Source organism: Pseudomonas sp. HUK17, assembly GCF_001566765.1.
The window spans coordinates 112,296-129,989 of sequence record NZ_LSMW01000008.1 but is presented as its reverse complement, the minus strand read 5'-3'; the positions used below and the strand labels follow the sequence as shown (position 1 = coordinate 129,989).

Genomic DNA, 17,694 nt, shown 5'->3' with positions numbered 1-17,694 from the left:
CCCGCCGCCCCGCCCCCACCGCACAGCCACCCAGGAGACACCCCATGCTGAACTGGGAAGAATTCGACAAAGACGACGACGCCACCCCCGCCAAGCCCGCGCAGGCCGCTGGCCAGCAGGCGCCCGCCCAGACCGAGCGCCTGGACTCCGAGGGCGACGCCCTGGTCCATGACGCCCGCGCCCTGTCCGCCGACGACTCCGACGCCGTGGCCCGCGCCAAGGCCGCGCTGAACGAGCTGGACATCCAGGAAGGCCTGGACGACCTGGAAGGTTCCTCCGCCCGCGTGCACGTCGGCGACAAGCAGATGATCAACGCCCGCGCCGACCTCAACCAGCTCGTGCCCTTCAAGTACGACTGGGCCTGGCAGAAGTATCTGGATGGTTGCGCCAACCACTGGATGCCCCAGGAAGTGAACATGAACGCCGACATCGCGACCTGGAAGAGCGCGGACGGCCTCACCGAGGACGAGCGCCGCATCGTCAAGCGCAACCTCGGCTTCTTCTCCACCGCCGACTCCCTGGTCGCCAACAACCTGGTCTTGGCCGTTTACCGCCTGATCACCAACCCCGAATGCCGCCAGTACATCCTGCGTCAGGCCTTCGAAGAGGCGATCCACACCCACGCCTACCAGTACTGCATCGAATCGCTGGGCATGGATGAAGGCGAGATCTTCAACATGTACCACGAGATCCCGAGCGTCGCGAAGAAGGCCAGCTGGGGCCTGAAGTACACCCGCTCCATCTCCGATCCCGAGTTCAAGACCGGCACCCCGGAGACCGATCGCCAGTTCCTCAAGAACCTGATCGCCTACTACTGCGTGCTGGAAGGCATCTTCTTCTATTGCGGCTTTACCCAGATCCTCTCCATGGGTCGCCGCAACAAGATGACCGGCACCGCCGAGCAGTTCCAGTACATCCTGCGTGACGAGTCCATGCACCTGAACTTCGGCATCGACATGATCAACCAGATCAAGATCGAGAACCCGAGCCTCTGGGATGCCCAGATGAAGGACGAAGCCACCCAGATGATCCTCCAGGGCACCCAGCTGGAGATCGAATACGCCCGCGACACCATGCCCCGCGGCGTGCTGGGCATGAACGCGGCGATGATGGAGGACTACCTCAAGTTCATCGCCAACCGCCGCCTGACCCAGATCGGCCTCAAGGAAGAATACCCGGGCGCCACCAACCCCTTCCCCTGGATGAGCGAGATCATGGACCTCAAGAAGGAGAAGAATTTCTTCGAGACGCGTGTGATCGAGTATCAGACGGGTGGGGCGTTGAGCTGGGATTGACCTCAAGCCAAACAAATGAAAAGCTCCGCTATTGCGGAGCTTTTTTATGGGACCCTAAAATGCTTACTAAGCTTGAAGCAAACGGATTTAAAAACCTACTTAATTTTTCTGTCTCATTCGGCCCTTTCAATTGCATCGCCGGCTTAAATGGAGTAGGAAAGTCCAATATCTTTGATGCAATAAGGTTTTTGTCACTACTAAGTAACCAATCCATTATAGAAGCCGCACTTGCAGTCAGAGATTCTGAATCCACAGATCCGCTTGATATTTTCTGGACAAACGGCTCTTACAGAGCAGAAAGGCTAAATCTAGCAGTAGAAATGATAGTCCCCATTGAAGTTGTGGACGACTTTGGGCGTAAGGCCAAGGCCAAATCTACCTTTTTGAGATACGAGGTTGAGATTGCAAGAGATCTAGAAGAAGAAAGCTCTGGAGCGCTTGGACTATACCTTGCACGAGAGACCTTAACGCACATTAATAAAGGTGATGCAACAAGCCGCTTAAACTTCCCATTGAGCGCCGGTTTATTTCGAGACAAAGCCATAATAAACAAGAGAAAAGGCGCGGGCTTCATATCTACGCAAATTTTGAAAGATGGAATAATTGAGATACACCTTCATCAAGACGGCGGAAGTAGTGGTCAGCCACAAAAAATACCTGCTCGTCATATCCCCAAAACAGTCATAGCAAATACAAATAGTGCTGTATGGCCGACCGTATTGGCAGCTCGTAGAGAAATGCAATCTTGGCGCTTTTTATCTTTAGAGCCTAGCGCCATGCGGCGTTCTAACAAAATGCATGAAGACGCAAATGTAGGGAGCGATGGCGGCAAATTAGCCGCAACACTTCATAAACTCTATAGGAAAGACGAAAATATTCTATCGAGGATATCTAGCAGGCTTTCAAAAATAATTCCAACATCGGACATAAGAGTAGATATTGACCAAACAAGACAATTACTAACGGTAGAAGTAAAAGAGAGATCAGGCGCTTTCCTTCCTGCTAGAGCCTTATCAGATGGAACACTTCGCTTCCTAGCACTCTGCATAATGTCTGAGGATCCAGAATTTAAGGGACTTCTTTGTTTTGAAGAACCTGAAAATGGCATACATCCAGAAAAAATGGCTGCAATGCTAGAACTTTTGAAGGAGCTTTCTATCGACGCTAGCGAAAGCATAAGTGAAGAAAACCCAATGAGACAGATTCTTATTGCCACTCACTCACCAGTATTGGTAAAGCTTGAAACACCTGACGACTTGATTTACGCTGATGTCGTTAAAGTTAAGGGACCAGATGGAAAGCCTGCATCGACGATAAGGTGTAAGAGTCTTCCAGGAAGCTGGCAATGCAAAGCTGGTAGTGAAATTATAAATAAAGGCTCTATAATTTCCTACCTAACCCTCCCCCCATCAACTCAAATATCACTGGACTTTTGTGATTAAGCATGAAAATAAAATTCCTGCTAATCGGTGAAGGAACATCTGATCTTCGCCTTGTAAATCATATTGAGACCATCTTCATCGAAGAAGGATTCGACGAAGTAAGTGGCGAAGCTCCGGATCTAAGTCTATTTAACCCTCCCGTAGGAAGGGACATAAGCAGTAAATTAAAATGTCTGATAAAAAACTTTCCAGAATTTGATGTAATATTTATTCACAGAGATGCTGACGGGGGCACTATCGATGCACGCATTCAAGAAATAGAGGATGCCATAACTGATCTTTTACCTATAGAAAACATAATACCCGTCATCCCTGTGACAATGCTTGAAACTTGGCTATTAGCAGATATTGAAACAATAAAAACAATTGCGGGCAACAAAAAATTTAGAGCTCCGATCCCAAATTTACCACCTCCAAATAGACTGGAAAGCGTTAGAAATACCAAAGATCTATTATTAGAAATCTTATGTATAATAAGCGAGACGCAAGGCGCCAGATTACAAAAATTCAAAAAAAGATTTCCTGAAATGCGAGCGCGGCTAACTTATGAACTAGACACAAATGGGAACATCAACGACCTACCCTCATACAGAACATTTAGAGAAAAGATCCACCAGCTTTCCTCGACAAAATTAAATAGAAATGGAAACTTTTAAAAAGCAATTACGACAGATGTAATCACCCAAATCATAAGTGGCACCTTAGAAAATTCTATTAACGCAAAATATTCCTGCTATTCGACTCGCTACTGCGTGCACCAGGCCTCGGGATGTTCCTCGTCTATTTCACCCGTAACCACTTCTATCCCAGCTTCGATCTCTTCCAGTTCTCTTCGCTGCTGTTGGCCGCTGCCTGCCTGGGCTTCCTGACCATTGGCGCCTTCGTCGCCGCACTCTTTCTGCCAGGTGCCTGGGTCTATTACCGCTTCATCAATACGGCGGCGATCAAGGAAGATATCACCTACGCCCTGCCCTATCGCGGCGAGGGGCGCTTTCGCAAGATCCTGCTGCTGATGGCGCTGGTGTTCTTCGTGCCCTATCTGTTGGCGGGGTTCAGCGATGCCGCCATTCTTTTCGTCGATCCTGAGTTGTTCCTCAGCGTTTCGCTGCTGGCGCCCATACCTATCACTCTGCTGACGGGCAGCATCGTGCAGTGGCTGTTCGAGCTACGCCGTTTCAGTTTTCTGAAGTTCGTCTGGAGGCATATCTTCCCACTATGGTGGTGGGCTACTTCATCCTCTGGATGCTGGTGCAGGCCTATCCCCTGGTGGAAGGCTGGTCACCTCTCGCGAAGTGGGCAACGCTCGGTGCCGCGCCCTTCGCCATTGCCTTCGTCGCGACCGCTACATCCATGGTGTTCATCGCGGGTTGGCAGGCGGCGTTGATGTTTTCCTCAATCTTCGCCTTCATCCTGGCCGGCTACAGTGGCGCCCTTACCACCCTGCCCGAGACCATGGTCAAGACGCTGGGCCTGGGGAATTACCAGGCCAAGGCCATCGTGCTCGATACCTCCTATTGCGCCAAGAACCAGTCCGGGGTGCTGCCCACCGATGACCAATGCGTGCTCAAGGACATGCAGGTGGTTTGGTCGCTGGGCGAGGCGTTCGTACTGCGCCTGGCGGATGGCAGCACAGCGCGGTTGCCGGCCACGGCGATTCGGGCGCTGGTGAAACCCCAGTAACTGGCGTGCCACCTAGGCCAGCCAAAGGTCAGGTTTGAATTACGGTTATCTGCCCGTCATCATGGCGCGCAATCCTCTGCCTCAAGCCCGCGCCTGCCGTGTCGATAAGACTGCGGTGCGGCTCCGCTTTGGCGGGCGCTCGCCCCAAGGCAGGGAGTGCCCTTTTCGTATCCAGACAGGTCCGATTCGCCCATGGCACTCGATGCCCCCACCATGTTGATCCTCACCATCGCCCTGGCGGCTGCCGCGGCGGGCTATCTGGCTATCGAGTGGCGGTCGGTGCGCGAGTCGGCGCTGCTGTACTGGAGCACGGGTTTCGCGCTCATTTGCGTGGGTAGCACCCTGGCGCTGTTGCGCAGCCAGGGGCTGCTGCTGGTGGGCATCTGGTTCGCCAATGGGCTGCTGATCTTCGTGCATGGGCTCTTTCTGCTCGGCGTGGCGCGCTTCACCGGGCGCCGCCTGAGTCTCGGTTGGTGGGCCTTCGCTGCGATCTGGCTAGGAATGTTGCTGCTGCCCAATGAGCCATGGTGGTCCAAGGTGCTGCTGGTGGTGCAGTCGCTCATGATCGGCATCCTGGCGATACGGGCGAGCCTGCTGCTGCGGCGGCGCAATGCCGGGGAGCGGCAGCTGCGCGCGGTGCTGCTGATCCATGGACTCTTCTACCTGATCAAGATGATCCCACCGCTCACCCCCGGCGCCCTGATCGATCTGGCGGTCTATCGCGGCGTCATCATCCAGATCTCGCTGGTGGAAGGGGTGATGGCGGTGATGCTGATCGCCCTGTCGATGACCGGCACGGTGCGTTATCGCCGCGAGCAGCATATCGAGCGCCTGGCCGGCAGCGATCCCCTGACCGGTCTGCATAATCGCCGCGCCCTGGAAGCCGAGGCGCCACGACTGTTCAGCCAGGCGACCCCGGCTCGACCCGGCGCCCTGCTGCTGATCGATCTGGACAACTTCAAGCTGGTGAACGACCTCCATGGCCACGCCGCGGGTGACGGCCTGCTGATCGCCCTGAGCGACCTATTGCGCACCTCCCTGCCCCGCCAGGCGCTGGCCGCCCGGCTGGGGGGCGATGAATTCGTGGTGCTGCTGGGTGAGGCGGCCGATGCGGATGTCGTGCGTTTGGCAGACACACTGCGCCAGCACTTCAACCAGCTGGCGGCACAGCGCCTGCGGACGCCCGAGCCCGTCACCCTGAGCATCGGCGCGGTGCTGTTCGATCAGCCGCCGGAAAACCTGGCGGCCTTGCTGGAGCGCGGGGACGGTGCCCTCTACGCCGCCAAGCGTGGCGGGCGGGATGGCTTGCGGATGAGTCTGGGATGAAGGCGCGCTGATGGCTTAGGCTTGGGCGACTGCCTGACCGGAGCCACCATGCCCATCGCCCTCGAATCCCCCGACCAACCCGAGATGATCGCCCTGATCGCCGAACTGGATGCCTATCAGGACGGCCTCTATCCACCTGAAAGCCGCCATGCGCTGGATCTCGCATCGCTCATGCAGCCGAACGTGCTGTTCCTGGTCGCCCGCGATGACGGCGGTCACGCGCTGGGCTGTGGCGCCATGGTGCTGCATGAGGGCTATGGCGAGATCAAGCGGATGTATGTGAGCCCCAAGGCTCGCGGGCAAGGGCTGGGCGGTCGCCTGCTGGCGGAGCTGGAGCGTGAAGCGGCAGGCCGCGGGTGTGAGTTGGCACGACTGGAAACGGGGCCCTATCAGCCGGAGGCCTTGAGGCTTTATGAGTCAGCGGGTTACCAGCGGCGTGGTCCTTTTGGGGCGTATCGGGAGGATCCGTTGAGTGTGTTCATGGAGAAGCGGCTGGGCGATAGTGGCCAAGGCATCGATTGGCCGCGATAGCTCACGAGGTAGGTTGGGTTGAGCGCAGCGAAGCCCAACGTTGGTCCCAGCTTGTTGGGCTTCGACGATGGACCTGTCTCAACCCAACCTACGTCCCATATCCCGACCTGCCTCTATGGGGATTTAGTGGGCAAGGCCTCGGTGGTCCGCGCGATGGCCCGCGAGGTAGGTTGGGTTGAGCGTAGCGAAGCCCAACGCTGGCTCTGGATTGTTGGGCTTCGACGGTGGAGCTGTCTCAGCCCAACCTACGTCGCTTGTTTCAGTCCGCTTCCATGGGGGCGGTAGGTAAACCACGAATAGGTAGTGGCCGACGGGCGTGGACAGGCCTGCGCCGTTTTCCACGCTACGGGGTGAACTCCGCTAACAGGAATTCCACGAAGCTCCTAACCGTCACCGAGCGCCATCTTGTCTGGGGATAGAGCGCGGTCAAGGGGCGGGTGAGTTCCTGGCCCTGGAAGAGGCGGATCAGATTGCCGGCGGCGACGTCGTCCTGCAGCAGGAAAGCCGGCTGCAGGATGATGCCGAGGCCCTGCAGGGCGGCCAGGCGCAGGGCGGGGCCGTTGTTGAGGTGCAGGCGGCCGGGTGGCAGCGGGCCGAAGTTGGTGCCGGTCTGGGCGCGCCACTGGCTCAGGGCGCGAGGGTCCATGCCGAGGCAGTCGTGGGCTTCCAGATCGGCTAGATGCTCGGGGGTGCCGCGCTGGGCGAGATAGCCGGGCGCCGCACAGCACCACATCACATAGGGCGCCAGGGGTCGCGCCACCAGGGAGGAGTCGGCCAATTCGCCGATGCGGATGGCGATGTCGATGCCCTCCTCCACCAGATCCTGGACCCGGTCGCTCAGCACCAGATCGAGGGTGACCTGGGGATGCTGCGCCAGATAGTCGCCCAGCCGTGGCGTGAGGCCGTAGGTGCCGAAGGACACCGGCGCCGAGACGCGCAGGATGCCGGCGGGCGCCAGGCGCTGGGTTTCGGCCTGGCGGTCGGTGTCGGCGACCAGGGCGAGGATCTCGCGGCAGCGGGCGTAATAGCCCTCCCCAAAGGCGGTCAGGCGCTGGCGCCGGGTGGTGCGTACCAGCAATTGCAGGCCCAGGCGCTTCTCCAAACCGCGCAGGTGATTGCCGGCCATGGTGGGGGAGATGCCCTGGGCCTGGGCCGCCGCGGCCAGGCTGCCGCGCTCCACCACGGCAACGAACACCTGCATGCTGTCGAGCAGATCCATTCAACACTCCTGTTAAGGAATCCTTACATCTAGGTGGCGTTTATCTCATTTGGGTGATGGGTAAAGCTAGTGGTGTGGGTGAGGTCGCGAAGTGTTGGGCTTCGCTGCGCTCAGCCCAACTTACGAAAATCCTCACCCCTGGAGAATCGATCATGGATCTGCAACTGCACGACCGTACTGCCTTGGTTACTGGTGCCAGCATGGGCATAGGCACGGGCATCGCCCGCGTCCTAGCGGCCGAAGGCGTTCGGCTGGCGATCACCGCGCGGCGGCGGGATGCTCTGGAAGAACTGGCCGAAGAGATCGCCGCCGCGGGTCATTCAAAGCCACTAGTGATCGTCGCGGATATCACCGATGCCGAAGACGTCCAGCGTCTGGCGCGGGAAGCGGAGGAAGGACTGGGCCAGGTGGACATCCTGGTCAACAACGCCGGCGGCACAAGACCGCTTTCGGTGACGGCGGACGATGCGGCCTGGGACGAAGCCTGGAATCTCAACTTCACCGCCACGCGCCGCCTGACCCAGGCGCTGCTGGATGGAATGCGCGAAAGGCGTTGGGGACGCATCGTCAATTTCAGCGGCAGCATGGAGCCACGGGACGTGAACGGCGCCGGGACGGCCAAGGCGGCGATCCAGTTCTGGTCCAAGGGGCTGGCGAGTCAGCTGGCGGCCGAGGGCATCACCGTCAACACCATCGCCCCGGGGCGGATCAATTCCGAGCAGATCCTGCAGCGGCTGCATCCGACGCCCGAGGCGCGCCAGGCCTTTATCGCCCGGCACATTCCCATCGGCTACTTCGGCGAGCCGGAGGACGTAGGCCAGGTGGTGGCCTTTCTCGTCTCACCGCTGGCGCGCTACCTCACCGGTGATGTCATCGCGGTGGATGGCGGGATGCATGCCCATGCCCACTAAGACTCTGTACAAAGTCTGCTGCGCGTCGGCCAAACTTCGTTGAAAAGGCCTTCGGAATGCTCATTTACCACTCGTAAACTCCGCTTCCTCAGGCATTTTCGCCTTGTTTGGCTCTAGCTCACGAGACTTTAAACAGACTCTAGCGCCTGACGCAGACGAACAGCGCATTGCCCGCCTCACCGGCCCAGGGTTCGATGCGCTGGTAGTCGTGCTCCAGCATCTGCACCTCGAACTGTGGCTCCAGCAGGGCCAGCAGTTCGGGGAAGTCCACCGCCACCATGGGGTGCTCGTCCTGCCAGGTCTGCTGCTGGCCGGCGTGGCGGCGTTCGATGCGCAGGCGGAGTTGCTGGTGTTCGCCCTCACCCGGGTAGTGCCAGGCGGAGGCGAAGCTGAAGTGGCCCTCGGCCCGTTCGACGCTGTGGCCGACGCTGGAGGCATTGTCGATACGGCGCTTGTCGACGGCGTTGAAGCAGAACAGGCCGCCCGGGGTCAGGGCCGCCCGGACCTGCATCAGGCAAGCCTGGAGCCGTGCAAGGCTGCCGCTGTAGTGCAGGGAGTAGAGAAAGCATGTGATCAGATCGACCGGCTGCTCCAGCTCGAAGGCGCACATGTCCTGGCAGGAGAAGTCCGCCTCCGGGCAACGCAGCGCAGCCTGGACCAGCATCGGCGGATTGAGGTCCAGCCCGCTGCTCTGGAAGCCGGCATCGAGAAAATGCCGCACATGGGGACCGGTGCCGCAGGCGAGATCCAGGTGACGGCTGCCGCCGTTGCCGAACAGTCGCTGCAGGCGCAGCACCGCCTGGCTCTGGGCCCGGTAGTCGATGTCAGCGCAGAGCAGGTCGTAGTAGGCCGACAGGTCGGTGTAGAGGGCGGTGGCGGACATCGCAGGGGCTCGGGGCTGGAGACGCGGGCGCGCATCTTAGTCGGTTTCTGCAACCTTCGACGCCTTATACTGGCGGTTTTCCCGAGAGTCCCCTGACGTGAGCAACAAGAGATACGCCTGCATCGGCCTGAGCAACCCCAAGTCGCCGTCCAACGTCGGGTCCATCATGAGGGCGGCGGGTTGCTACGGGGTGGCCTCGGTGTTCTATACCGGCACCCGCTACGACCGCGCCAAGGACTTCGTTACCGACACCAAGAAGGTCCACCAGGATATCCCGCTGATCAACATCGACGACCTGCGCCGCATCCTGCCGCTGGGTTGCGTGCCGGTGGCGGTGGAGTTGGTGGACGGCGCCCGACCGTTGCCCGAGTACACCCATCCCGATCGCGCGCTCTACCTGTTCGGCGCCGAGGATGGTTCGCTGAGCCAGGAGCTGCGCGACTGGTGCGAGGACGTGGTGTACATCCCCACCCAGGGCTGCATGAACCTGGCAGCCACGGTCAATGTGGTGCTCTATGACCGGCTGGCGAAGGGGAATAACACCCGCTCCGGTCCGCTCTTCTAAGAGCCTATTCAAAGCCTGCTGCGCGTCGGCCAAACTGCGTTGAAAATGGCTTCGGAATGCTCATTTACCATTCGTAAACTCGCGCGCGAGCCCGGTCCGCTTCCTCAGCTATTTTCGCGGGGCCGCCTAGGCCTTGTTTGTCTCTAGCTCGCGAGACTTTGAACAGGCTCTAACCCCTTTCAGCCAAACCCCTGGGTCGGCCGGCGCAATACCGGATCGAAGGGGTTGATGCGCGCGGCGATCACTCCGGCTTCGCGCCGCAGCAGTTCGATGACCGTGGGCAGGCGCTGGGGGTTGAGGCGTTCGCTCAGGGTGCCCACGCTCAGCGCCGCCACCGCCCGGCCGTTGCGGTCGAGGATGGGGACGGCGAGGCCCGCCATGCCGGCCAGTACCCCGGTGTTGCGCGCGGCGTAGCCCTGCTGGCGGACATTGTCGATCTCGGCGCGCAGCAGCACCTCGTCGTAATGATGGGCATCGCGCAGCCGCGGCAGGTTGTAGCGGATCACCTCGTCGCGTTCTTCCTCGGGCAGGAAGGCTAGGATGGCCAGTCCGCCCTGGCCGCCGCCCAGAGGCACGCGACCGCCGATGTCGCCGGTGAAGGTACGGATCGGATAGGGCCCTTCGCTGCGATCCAGGCACATGGCGTCGAAGCCGCTGCGCGCCAGCAGGAACAGCGAATCGCCCAGCGACGCCGACAGCCGCAGCAGACTCGGCCGCGCCAGGTCGCGCAGGTTGCCGACCTGGCCAGCGCGAGCCGCCAGGGCGAAGAAATCCAGGCTCAGCCGGTATCTCTTGCTGCGGGCGCACTGCTCGACCATGCCCTCCTCCACCAGGCCGCGCAGCAACCGGTGGGTGGTGGGTTGCGACAGGCCTACGCGCTCGGCCAGACGGGTGACCTTCTCGCCTTCGGGATCGCCCTCACCGAGAGCGCGCACTACGGCGAACACCCGGCTGATGGCGCCAACGCCTACCTCGCCTGCCGCCGCCTTTCTTTCACTGGAATCTTCCATCTGCAGCGCTCCGAAATATTTCACTGAGTGAATAAATCTGAAAAAAGAGTTCATTCAGTGAAAAACTTGCTTGTCCGGCATCCTAGGTCGCCCTTACCTTCAGGTCCATAGGGCGATACTCACAATCACCGGACGCCGCCAGTCGAGCGAGCGCCAACGTCCCAGATCCAGGCTGTCTTTCGCCCTGCCCACACCTTGCCCACCTTCCCCGTGGGCGCGACCGGAGGAGCATTGCGGCCATGGCTTTCCTGACTCTCGACAACCTCAGCAAGCGCTACGGCGACAGCTACGCGGTGGCCGGTTCGACCCTGGCCATCGAGCGCGGCGAATTCGTCTCCCTGCTCGGCCCCTCCGGCTGCGGCAAGACCACCACCTTGCAAATGATCGCCGGCTTCGTCGACGTCAGCAGCGGGCGCATCCTGCTCGACGGCCAGGACATCACCCACGCCAAGCCGGCCAGTCGCGGCCTCGGGGTGGTCTTCCAGAGCTATGCGCTGTTTCCCCACATGACGGTGCGCGACAACGTCGCCTTCGGCCTGCGCATGCGCAAGGTGGCGGGTAACGAGCTCACGCGGCGCGTCGAGGAGGCCCTGGGGCTGGTGCACCTGGGTCAACACGCCGAGCGTTATCCACGCGAACTCTCCGGCGGTCAGCGCCAGCGGGTGGCCCTGGCCCGAGCGCTGGTGATAGCACCCCCGGTGTTGCTGCTGGACGAGCCGCTGTCCAACCTGGACGCCCATCTGCGCGAGGAAATGCAGTTCGAGATCCGCCGCATCCAGCGCGAGGTGGGCATCACCACCCTGATGGTGACCCACGACCAGTCCGAGGCGCTGTCCATCAGCGACCGGGTGGTGGTGATGGAGGCCGGGTGCATCACCCAGGTGGATGCGCCCTATCGCCTCTACGAACATCCGCGCAACAGATTCATCTCCGATTTCGTCGGCAAGGCCAACTTGCTGCCCGGCAGCCTGGATGCCCAGGGTCGGCCGCAGATCGCCGCCGGCGGCGCCCTGGCGATCTCGCTGCGGCCGGAAAAGATCGAGTTGCGCCCCGCCGGTGAGGGACGTCTGCAAGGGCGGGTGCTGACCCGTTTCTTCCTCGGCAGCCAGTGGCTGTATCGGCTGGAGACGGCGCTGGGCGAGGTGTCGGTGCTGCGCAGCAACGATGGGCTGCCGCCGCTGGACGAGGGCCAGCGCGTCGGGCTGCACTGGGACGACGGTCTGCTGCGCCGACTGGAAGCCGCGGAGGCCGCCGCATGAGCACCCTGCTGCGCGGCACCGGTCGCGCCTATCTGCTCAGCGCCCCGGCCCTGATGCTGTTCGCCGGACTGCTGCTGGCGCCCCTGGCGCTGACCCTGGCGCTATCCTTCAACGTCTTCGACTACGAGACCGGGATCAAGGAAGGCAGCTACACCCTGGCCCACTACTTGAGCCTGCTGGGCGATCCCTACTTCTACGAGATCTTCCTGCGCACCTTCTGGATCAGCGCCCTGGTCACACTGCTCTGCGTGTTGATCGGGGTACCGGAGGCCATCGTCCTCAGTCGCATGGGCGCGCCCTGGCGCTCGATCTTCCTGATCCTGGTGCTGACGCCGCTGTTGATCTCGGTGGTGGTGCGCGCCTTTGGCTGGAGTCTGCTGCTGGGCGCCGATGGACTGGTCAACCAGGCCATCGTGGCCCTGGGCGGGCGGCCGCTGAAGCTGCTCTACACCCCCTTCGCGGTGATCGTCGGCCTGGTCCACGTGATGCTGCCGTTCATGATCATCCCGGTGTGGACCTCGCTGCAGAAACTCGATCCCGCCGCCGAACAGGCCGCGCTGTCGCTGGGCGCCAGTCACTTGACGGTGCTGCGGCGCATCGTGCTGCCTCAGGTGATGCCCGGGGTGCTGTCGGGAACGCTGATCGTCTTCGGCCTGGCCGCCAGCTCCTTCGCCATCCCCGGCCTGCTGGGCGGACGCCGGCTGAAGATGGTCGCCACCCTGATCTACGACCAGTACCTGGCCGAGCTGAACTGGCCGATGGGCGCCACCCTGGCGGTGGCCCTGCTGCTGCTCAACCTGCTGGTGATGCTGGGCTGGAATCGCCTGGTGGAACGCCGCTACAAACGTGCCCTGGGAGTCTGACCGCATGACCCGCAACGGCCCGCTCGGGCTCGCCTTCCATACCCTGGTGATGGTCTTCATGCTGGCGCCGCTGGTGGTGGTCTGCCTGGTGGCCTTCACCCCGGAGAACACCCTCAGCCTGCCCACCGCCGGCTTCTCGCTGCGCTGGTTCGCCGCCGTGTTCGAGCGGGCGGACTTCCTCACCGCCTTCTACAACAGCCTGCAGCTGGCGGCGCTGTCGGCCACCCTGGCGACGCTGATCGCGGTGCCGGCGGGGCTGGCCATCACCCGCTATCGATTTCCTGGCCAGGGCTTTCTCAACGGCCTGTTCCTCTCGCCGATCATCATCCCGCACCTGGTGCTGGGCGTGGCCATGCTGCGGCTGTTCGCACTGCTGGGGGTGAATGGCAGTTTCAGCTGGCTGGTGCTGGCCCACGTGGTGGTGATCACCCCCTATGTGCTGCGCCTGGTGATCGCCGCCGCCATCGGCATCGACCGCAGCGCCGAGCAGGCCGCCGAGAGCCTGGGCGCCAGTCGCACCACGCTGTTCTGCCGCATCACCCTGCCGATGATCCTGCCCGGGGTGGCCGGCGGCTGGCTGCTGGCCTTCATCAACAGCTTCGACGAGGTGACCCTGTCGATCTTCGTCACCTCGCCGGCGACCCAGACCCTGCCGGTACGGATGTACGTCTACGCCACCGAATCCATCGACCCCATGATGGCGGCGGTGTCGGCGCTGGTGATCGCCCTGACCGCGGCCACCATGATCCTGCTCGACCGCATCTACGGCCTGGATCGCGTGCTGGTGGGCAAACAATGAACAGCCGAGACCCCTCCATGGCACTGCTCAAGCGGGTGGCCGAAGGCGACCGCCCAACCCTGGCCTTCACCCTCGACGGCCAGCCGGCCGAGGGCCTGCAGGGCGATACCCTGCTGACCGCCATCCTCACCCAGAGCGATCACCTGCGCGGCAGCGATTTCGGCGGCGAACCCCGCGCCGGCTTCTGCCTGATGGGCGCCTGCCAGGACTGCTGGGTGCGCCTGGCCGACGGCCGCCGGGTACGTGCCTGCGCCACCTTTCTCGAAGCGGGCCAGCAGGTCAGCCGCGATCCGGGGCGGCCGCTGTGAGCGCCGTCGTGGTGGTGGGCGCCGGGCCAGCGGGCATCCGTGCGGCCCAGACGCTGGTCGCCCATGGTCTTGAGCCGGTGCTGCTGGATGAGAGCGCCCGCGGCGGTGGCCAGATCTATCGCCAGCAACCGGGCAATTTCCGGCGCCCGAGCAAGGCGCTCTATGGCTTCGAAGCGGGCAAGGCCCAGGCGCTGCACGGTGCTTTGACCGAGATGCAGACGACGCTGGACTATCGCCCCGACACCCTGGTGTGGAATGCCGAGCAAAGCGCCCTGGATACCCTGAGCCAGGGCCGCTATGTCGATCGCCTGGCCTTCGACCAGGTGATCGTCGCCACCGGTGCCACCGACCGTATCCTGCCGGTGCCGGGTTGGACCCTGCCCGGCGTCTACAGCCTGGGCGCCGCCCAGGTGGCGCTCAAATTCCAGGGCTGCGCCATCGGCAGCCGCCCGGTGCTGGCCGGTACCGGCCCGTTGCTCTATCTGGTCGCCTATCAATACGCCAAGGCCGGGGCCAAGCCGCTGGCGGTGCTGGACAGCGCGCCCTTCCGCGACCAGGCCGCGGCTACCCCGGCGCTGCTCGGTCAACCGGCCACCTTCGCCAAGGGCCTCTACTACCGCAGCTGGCTGGCGCTGCACGGCGTGCCCGTGCACCAGGGCGCTGAACTCCTTGCCGTCGAAGGCGAACGGCGTGTGGAGGCCGTGCGCTGGCGCGCTGCCGATGGCGAAGCGCATCGGCTGGAATGTGATGCTCTCGGCTTCGGCCAGACACTGCGCAGCGAAACCCAACTGGCCGATCTGCTGGGCTGCGAATTCGCCTGGAATCCGCTCAATCGCGCCTGGCTACCGGTGCGGGACAACGGCGGCCGCAGTAGCCAGGCCGGGGTCTACCTGGCCGGCGACGGCGCCGGTATCCAAGGCGCCGATGCCGCCGAACTGGCCGGTGAGCTGGCCGCCCTGAGCCTGCTGGCCGATCGCGGCCTGGCGGTGGACGCGACGCGGGTCGACGCCTTGCAAGCACGCCTGACCCGCTTCGAGGTCTTTCGCCAGGGCCTGGAGCGCGCCTTCCCCTTCCCCGCGGACTGGGCCGCCAAGGCGCCGGACGACTTGATGGTGTGCCGCTGCGAACAGGTCAGCGCCGGCGAGATCCGCGCCGCGGTGGATCAGGGGCACTGGGAGATCAACAGGGTCAAGGCCACCTGTCGGGTCGGCATGGGCCGCTGCCAGGGCCGCCTCTGCGGCGCGCCGGCCGCCGAGCTGATCGCCTACGCCAGTGGTCGGCCGCTGGACCAGATCGGCCGGTTGCGCGCCCAGGCGCCAATCAAGCCGCTGCCCTTTGGCGTGGAGCTGGCGCCATGAGCCGGCTGGACGTGGATGTGCTGATCATCGGCGGCGGCATCGTCGGCAGCAGCGCGGCGCTGTTCCTCGCCCAGGGCGGCCAGCGCGTCGCCCTGCTGGAACGCAATTTCTGCGGCGCCCAGGCCAGTGGCGTCAACTATGGCGGGGTGCGCCGCCAGGGCCGGCCGCTGGTGCAATTGCCGCTGTCCAGCCGTGCTCATGAGATCTGGGGCGGTCTGCAGGACCTGCTGGGTACCGATGGCGAATACCTCAGATCCGGCCATCTCAAGCTGGCCCGTAGCGAGACCGACTTCGCCTCCCTGCAGGCCTATGCCCAGGCCAGCCAGGGCTTCGACCTCGATCTGCAACTGCTCGACCGCGGTGAATTGCGCCGACGCTTTCCCTGGGTCGGCGACATCGCCGTGGGCGCCTCCTTCTGCCCGGAAGACGGCCACGCCAATCCGCGCCTGGTCTCCCCGGCCTTCGCCCAGGCCGCTGCCCGCGCCGGTGCCCGCATCCTCGAACGGACCGCCGTGACCGTCGTCGAGCACGACGGCCAGCGCTTCCAGCTCCGTACCGATAGTGGCCTGACCTTGAGCGCGCCCTGGCTGCTGAATTGCGCGGGCGCCTGGGCAGCGGAGCTGGCCGCCCGCTTCGGCGAGCCGGTGCCCCTCACCGCGGCCCATCCGGCCATGCTGGTGACCGAACCGCTGCCGCCCTTCATGACCGCCAGCACCGGCGTGGAAGGCGGCGGCATCTATGCCCGCCAGGTGGCGCGGGGCAATTGCGTGCTGGGCGGCGGGCGCGGTTTCGCCCTCGACGCCGATCGCGCCCGCCCGGGCCAGCTGGCCATCCTCGACATCCTCAGAAACGCCGCCGAACTCTATCCGGCCCTCACCGGCGCCCAGGCGATCCGCACCTGGAGCGGCGTCGAGGGCTATCTGCCGGATCACCAGCCGGTGCTCGGCCCCAGTCTCACCACCCCCGGCCTACTGCACGGCTTCGGCTTTGCCGGCGCAGGCTTCCAGATCGGGCCGGCGGCTGGCGAAGCCCTGGCCGAGTGCATCCTGCAGGGTGCGCCCCGGCACAGCCTGCAGGCCTTTTCCATCGCCCGTTTCCCTTCCCAGCCCAGGAGTTCCCAATCATGCGCCTGACCCCTGCCCTGCTCGTGGCCCTCGCCGGCCTGCCCCTGGCCGCCGTGGCCGAACCGACGCTCTACCTCGGCATGAACGGCGGCACCATGGAGCGCCTCTATGCCGACAGCGTGCTGCCCACCTTCGAGAAGGCGCACAACGTCAAGGTGGTGATCGTGCCCGGCACCTCGGCGGACATCCTCGCCAAGGTCCAGGCCAGTCCGCAGAAGCCACCGATCCACGTGATGTTTCTCGATGACGGCATCATGTACCGCGCCATCGGCATGAATCTCTGCAGCCCGCTCAAGCCCAGCGCGAGCCTGGCGCAGATCCCCGACAAGGCCAAGATCAAGGACCAGGCGGCCGCCGTCAGCCTGGGCGTGACAGGGCTTGCCTACAACAGCCGGCTGTTCAAGGACAAGGGCTGGGCAGCGCCGACCTCCTGGGCGGACCTCGCCGATCCCAAGTACAAGGGCAAGGTGGTGTTCCAGTCACTGTCCTCGTCGACCTTCGGGCTGCACGGTTTCCTGATGTTCAACCGCCTCAAGGGCGGCACCGAGCAGGACGTCGACCCCGGCTTCAAGGCCTGGCCCACCACCGTCGGCCCCAATGTGCTGGAGTACATCCCCAGTTCGGCCAAGCTCTCGGAGATGGTGCAGACCGACGAGGCGGCGCTGTTCCCGCTGACGCCCACCCAGGTCACCGCGCTCAAGCTCAAGGGCATCCCGGTGGAATACGCGCCGCCCAAGGAGGGCGCCGTGGTGCTCAACGTCGCCGAATGCGTGACCGCCAACAACGACCAGCCGGAGCTGGCCCAGCAACTGGCGGAATACCTGCTGACCCCCGAGGCCCAGGCGCCGGCGCTGGAACTGGGCGACCAGATCCCGTCCAACCCCAACACCCCCACCACCGACAAGACCCGCGGCCAGGTGGACGCCATGCAGAACTACCTGAAGACCGCCGTGACCATCGACTGGGACGAGGTCAACAAGGTAAGGCCGCAGTGGAATGCGCGCTGGAATCGGCAGGTGGAGCGTTAGTCGGCCGGATAGCGCAAACGCACCGCTGAATGTCGACCCTGGACAATTCCGGTTCGGGGCGACCCCTCACCCTTGGCGGCTTCCATCACCAGG

The 17,694-nt window shown here is 63.0% G+C and carries 19 protein-coding genes; 16 read left to right on the top strand and 3 right to left on the bottom strand.

Translation table 11 applies throughout. The features are described 5' to 3' along the window. Positions 1–44 precede the first annotated feature (44 nt). The 7 genes from AX284_RS05105 to AX284_RS05085 all read left to right on the top strand — a co-directional run bounded on the left by AX284_RS05105 (position 45) and on the right by AX284_RS05085 (position 6,274). The gene (locus AX284_RS05105) at positions 45–1,295 is read left to right on the top strand and encodes a ribonucleotide-diphosphate reductase subunit beta (RefSeq protein WP_017641969.1); all 1,251 of its coding nucleotides are present in this window, start codon (positions 45–47) and stop codon (positions 1,293–1,295) included. Positions 1,296–1,354: 59 nt separating this feature from the next. Beyond that, the gene (locus AX284_RS11705; protein ID WP_082731512.1) at positions 1,355–2,737 is read left to right on the top strand and encodes an AAA family ATPase; all 1,383 of its coding nucleotides are present in this window, start codon (positions 1,355–1,357) and stop codon (positions 2,735–2,737) included. Between the two features lie 2 nt (positions 2,738–2,739). Further along, on the top strand, positions 2,740–3,393 hold the full coding sequence (locus AX284_RS11700) for a DUF4276 family protein (RefSeq protein ID WP_082731511.1): 654 nt from the start codon (positions 2,740–2,742) through the stop codon (positions 3,391–3,393). 113 nt (positions 3,394–3,506) lie between these two features. Then, a complete protein-coding gene (locus AX284_RS05100; RefSeq protein ID WP_064309058.1) occupies positions 3,507–4,121 on the top strand; it encodes a hypothetical protein in 615 nt (204 codons plus the stop codon). Beyond that, entirely contained in the window at positions 4,121–4,417 is a 297-nt protein-coding gene (locus AX284_RS05095) for a hypothetical protein (protein WP_064309059.1), read from the top strand. The genes AX284_RS05100 and AX284_RS05095 overlap by 1 nt, the downstream gene beginning before the upstream one ends. A gap of 192 nt (positions 4,418–4,609) precedes the next feature. After that, a complete protein-coding gene (locus AX284_RS05090; protein ID WP_064309060.1) occupies positions 4,610–5,743 on the top strand; it encodes a GGDEF domain-containing protein in 1,134 nt (377 codons plus the stop codon). Positions 5,744–5,791: 48 nt separating this feature from the next. Beyond that, complete coding sequence (locus tag AX284_RS05085; RefSeq protein WP_064309061.1) at positions 5,792–6,274, top strand: GNAT family N-acetyltransferase; 483 nt, start codon at positions 5,792–5,794, stop codon at positions 6,272–6,274. Positions 6,275–6,617: 343 nt separating this feature from the next. Here AX284_RS05085 and AX284_RS05080 read toward each other — a convergent pair whose 3' ends face one another. Then, positions 6,618–7,493 (bottom strand): LysR family transcriptional regulator, encoded by an 876-nt coding sequence (locus tag AX284_RS05080; RefSeq protein ID WP_064309062.1) that lies wholly within the window; start codon positions 7,491–7,493, stop codon positions 6,618–6,620. Between the two features lie 152 nt (positions 7,494–7,645). Between AX284_RS05080 and AX284_RS05075 the strand changes: the two genes are divergently transcribed. Then, on the top strand, positions 7,646–8,404 hold the full coding sequence (locus tag AX284_RS05075; RefSeq protein WP_064309063.1) for an SDR family NAD(P)-dependent oxidoreductase: 759 nt from the start codon (positions 7,646–7,648) through the stop codon (positions 8,402–8,404). Between the two features lie 139 nt (positions 8,405–8,543). Here the strand turns inward: AX284_RS05075 and AX284_RS05070 are convergent, their stop codons facing one another. Beyond that, the gene (locus tag AX284_RS05070) at positions 8,544–9,287 is read right to left on the bottom strand and encodes a class I SAM-dependent DNA methyltransferase (protein WP_064309064.1); all 744 of its coding nucleotides are present in this window, start codon (positions 9,285–9,287) and stop codon (positions 8,544–8,546) included. A 97-nt stretch (positions 9,288–9,384) separates the two neighbouring features. On the opposite strand from AX284_RS05070, the gene AX284_RS05065 reads away from it, so the two are divergent. Further along, on the top strand, positions 9,385–9,852 hold the full coding sequence (locus AX284_RS05065; RefSeq protein WP_007160503.1) for an RNA methyltransferase: 468 nt from the start codon (positions 9,385–9,387) through the stop codon (positions 9,850–9,852). 179 nt (positions 9,853–10,031) lie between these two features. On the opposite strand, the gene AX284_RS05060 is transcribed toward AX284_RS05065, so the two are convergent. Further along, on the bottom strand, positions 10,032–10,862 hold the full coding sequence (locus tag AX284_RS05060) for an IclR family transcriptional regulator (RefSeq protein ID WP_064309065.1): 831 nt from the start codon (positions 10,860–10,862) through the stop codon (positions 10,032–10,034). 239 nt (positions 10,863–11,101) lie between these two features. On the opposite strand from AX284_RS05060, the gene AX284_RS05055 reads away from it, so the two are divergent. The 7 genes from AX284_RS05055 to AX284_RS05025 are packed head-to-tail and all read left to right on the top strand — an operon-like array spanning position 11,102 to position 17,601. After that, complete coding sequence (locus tag AX284_RS05055) at positions 11,102–12,121, top strand: ABC transporter ATP-binding protein (RefSeq protein WP_064309066.1); 1,020 nt, start codon at positions 11,102–11,104, stop codon at positions 12,119–12,121. Next, positions 12,118–12,984: an ABC transporter permease gene (locus AX284_RS05050; RefSeq protein ID WP_017641960.1), complete on the top strand. Its 867-nt coding sequence runs from the start codon at positions 12,118–12,120 to the stop codon at positions 12,982–12,984. Before AX284_RS05055 ends, AX284_RS05050 begins: the two co-directional genes overlap by 4 nt. 4 nt (positions 12,985–12,988) lie before the next feature. Continuing rightward, positions 12,989–13,783, top strand: coding sequence for an ABC transporter permease (locus AX284_RS05045; protein ID WP_027598975.1), 795 nt, complete (start codon positions 12,989–12,991; stop codon positions 13,781–13,783). Between the two features lie 17 nt (positions 13,784–13,800). After that, positions 13,801–14,091, top strand: a complete 291-nt coding sequence (locus AX284_RS05040; RefSeq protein WP_026083946.1) for a (2Fe-2S)-binding protein — start codon at positions 13,801–13,803, stop codon at positions 14,089–14,091. Next, on the top strand, positions 14,088–15,449 hold the full coding sequence (locus tag AX284_RS05035; protein WP_064309067.1) for an NAD(P)/FAD-dependent oxidoreductase: 1,362 nt from the start codon (positions 14,088–14,090) through the stop codon (positions 15,447–15,449). The genes AX284_RS05040 and AX284_RS05035 overlap by 4 nt, the downstream gene beginning before the upstream one ends. Beyond that, positions 15,446–16,582 carry an NAD(P)/FAD-dependent oxidoreductase gene (locus AX284_RS05030; RefSeq protein ID WP_064309068.1) on the top strand — a complete coding sequence of 379 codons (1,137 nt, stop codon included), beginning with the start codon at positions 15,446–15,448 and terminating at the stop codon, positions 16,580–16,582. Before AX284_RS05035 ends, AX284_RS05030 begins: the two co-directional genes overlap by 4 nt. Further along, positions 16,573–17,601, top strand: a complete 1,029-nt coding sequence (locus tag AX284_RS05025; RefSeq protein WP_068383873.1) for an ABC transporter substrate-binding protein — start codon at positions 16,573–16,575, stop codon at positions 17,599–17,601. Before AX284_RS05030 ends, AX284_RS05025 begins: the two co-directional genes overlap by 10 nt. Positions 17,602–17,694: the final 93 nt, after the last annotated feature.

Excerpts from the sequence above, each read along its gene's own strand:
- AX284_RS05105 (WP_017641969.1), top strand. The coding sequence starts at position 45 with ATGCTGAACTGGGAAGAATTCGACAAAGACGACGACGCCACCCCCGCC.
- AX284_RS11705 (WP_082731512.1), top strand. The coding sequence starts at position 1,355 with ATGCTTACTAAGCTTGAAGCAAACGGATTTAAAAACCTACTTAATTTT.
- AX284_RS11700 (WP_082731511.1), top strand. The coding sequence starts at position 2,740 with ATGAAAATAAAATTCCTGCTAATCGGTGAAGGAACATCTGATCTTCGC.
- AX284_RS05100 (WP_064309058.1), top strand. The coding sequence starts at position 3,507 with ATGTTCCTCGTCTATTTCACCCGTAACCACTTCTATCCCAGCTTCGAT.
- AX284_RS05095 (WP_064309059.1), top strand. The coding sequence starts at position 4,121 with ATGTTTTCCTCAATCTTCGCCTTCATCCTGGCCGGCTACAGTGGCGCC.
- AX284_RS05090 (WP_064309060.1), top strand. The coding sequence starts at position 4,610 with ATGGCACTCGATGCCCCCACCATGTTGATCCTCACCATCGCCCTGGCG.
- AX284_RS05085 (WP_064309061.1), top strand. The coding sequence starts at position 5,792 with ATGCCCATCGCCCTCGAATCCCCCGACCAACCCGAGATGATCGCCCTG.
- AX284_RS05080 (WP_064309062.1), bottom strand. The coding sequence starts at position 7,493 with ATGGATCTGCTCGACAGCATGCAGGTGTTCGTTGCCGTGGTGGAGCGC.
- AX284_RS05075 (WP_064309063.1), top strand. The coding sequence starts at position 7,646 with ATGGATCTGCAACTGCACGACCGTACTGCCTTGGTTACTGGTGCCAGC.
- AX284_RS05070 (WP_064309064.1), bottom strand. The coding sequence starts at position 9,287 with ATGTCCGCCACCGCCCTCTACACCGACCTGTCGGCCTACTACGACCTG.
- AX284_RS05060 (WP_064309065.1), bottom strand. The coding sequence starts at position 10,862 with ATGGAAGATTCCAGTGAAAGAAAGGCGGCGGCAGGCGAGGTAGGCGTT.
- AX284_RS05055 (WP_064309066.1), top strand. The coding sequence starts at position 11,102 with ATGGCTTTCCTGACTCTCGACAACCTCAGCAAGCGCTACGGCGACAGC.
- AX284_RS05050 (WP_017641960.1), top strand. The coding sequence starts at position 12,118 with ATGAGCACCCTGCTGCGCGGCACCGGTCGCGCCTATCTGCTCAGCGCC.
- AX284_RS05045 (WP_027598975.1), top strand. The coding sequence starts at position 12,989 with ATGACCCGCAACGGCCCGCTCGGGCTCGCCTTCCATACCCTGGTGATG.
- AX284_RS05040 (WP_026083946.1), top strand. The coding sequence starts at position 13,801 with ATGGCACTGCTCAAGCGGGTGGCCGAAGGCGACCGCCCAACCCTGGCC.
- AX284_RS05030 (WP_064309068.1), top strand. The coding sequence starts at position 15,446 with ATGAGCCGGCTGGACGTGGATGTGCTGATCATCGGCGGCGGCATCGTC.
- AX284_RS05025 (WP_068383873.1), top strand. The coding sequence starts at position 16,573 with ATGCGCCTGACCCCTGCCCTGCTCGTGGCCCTCGCCGGCCTGCCCCTG.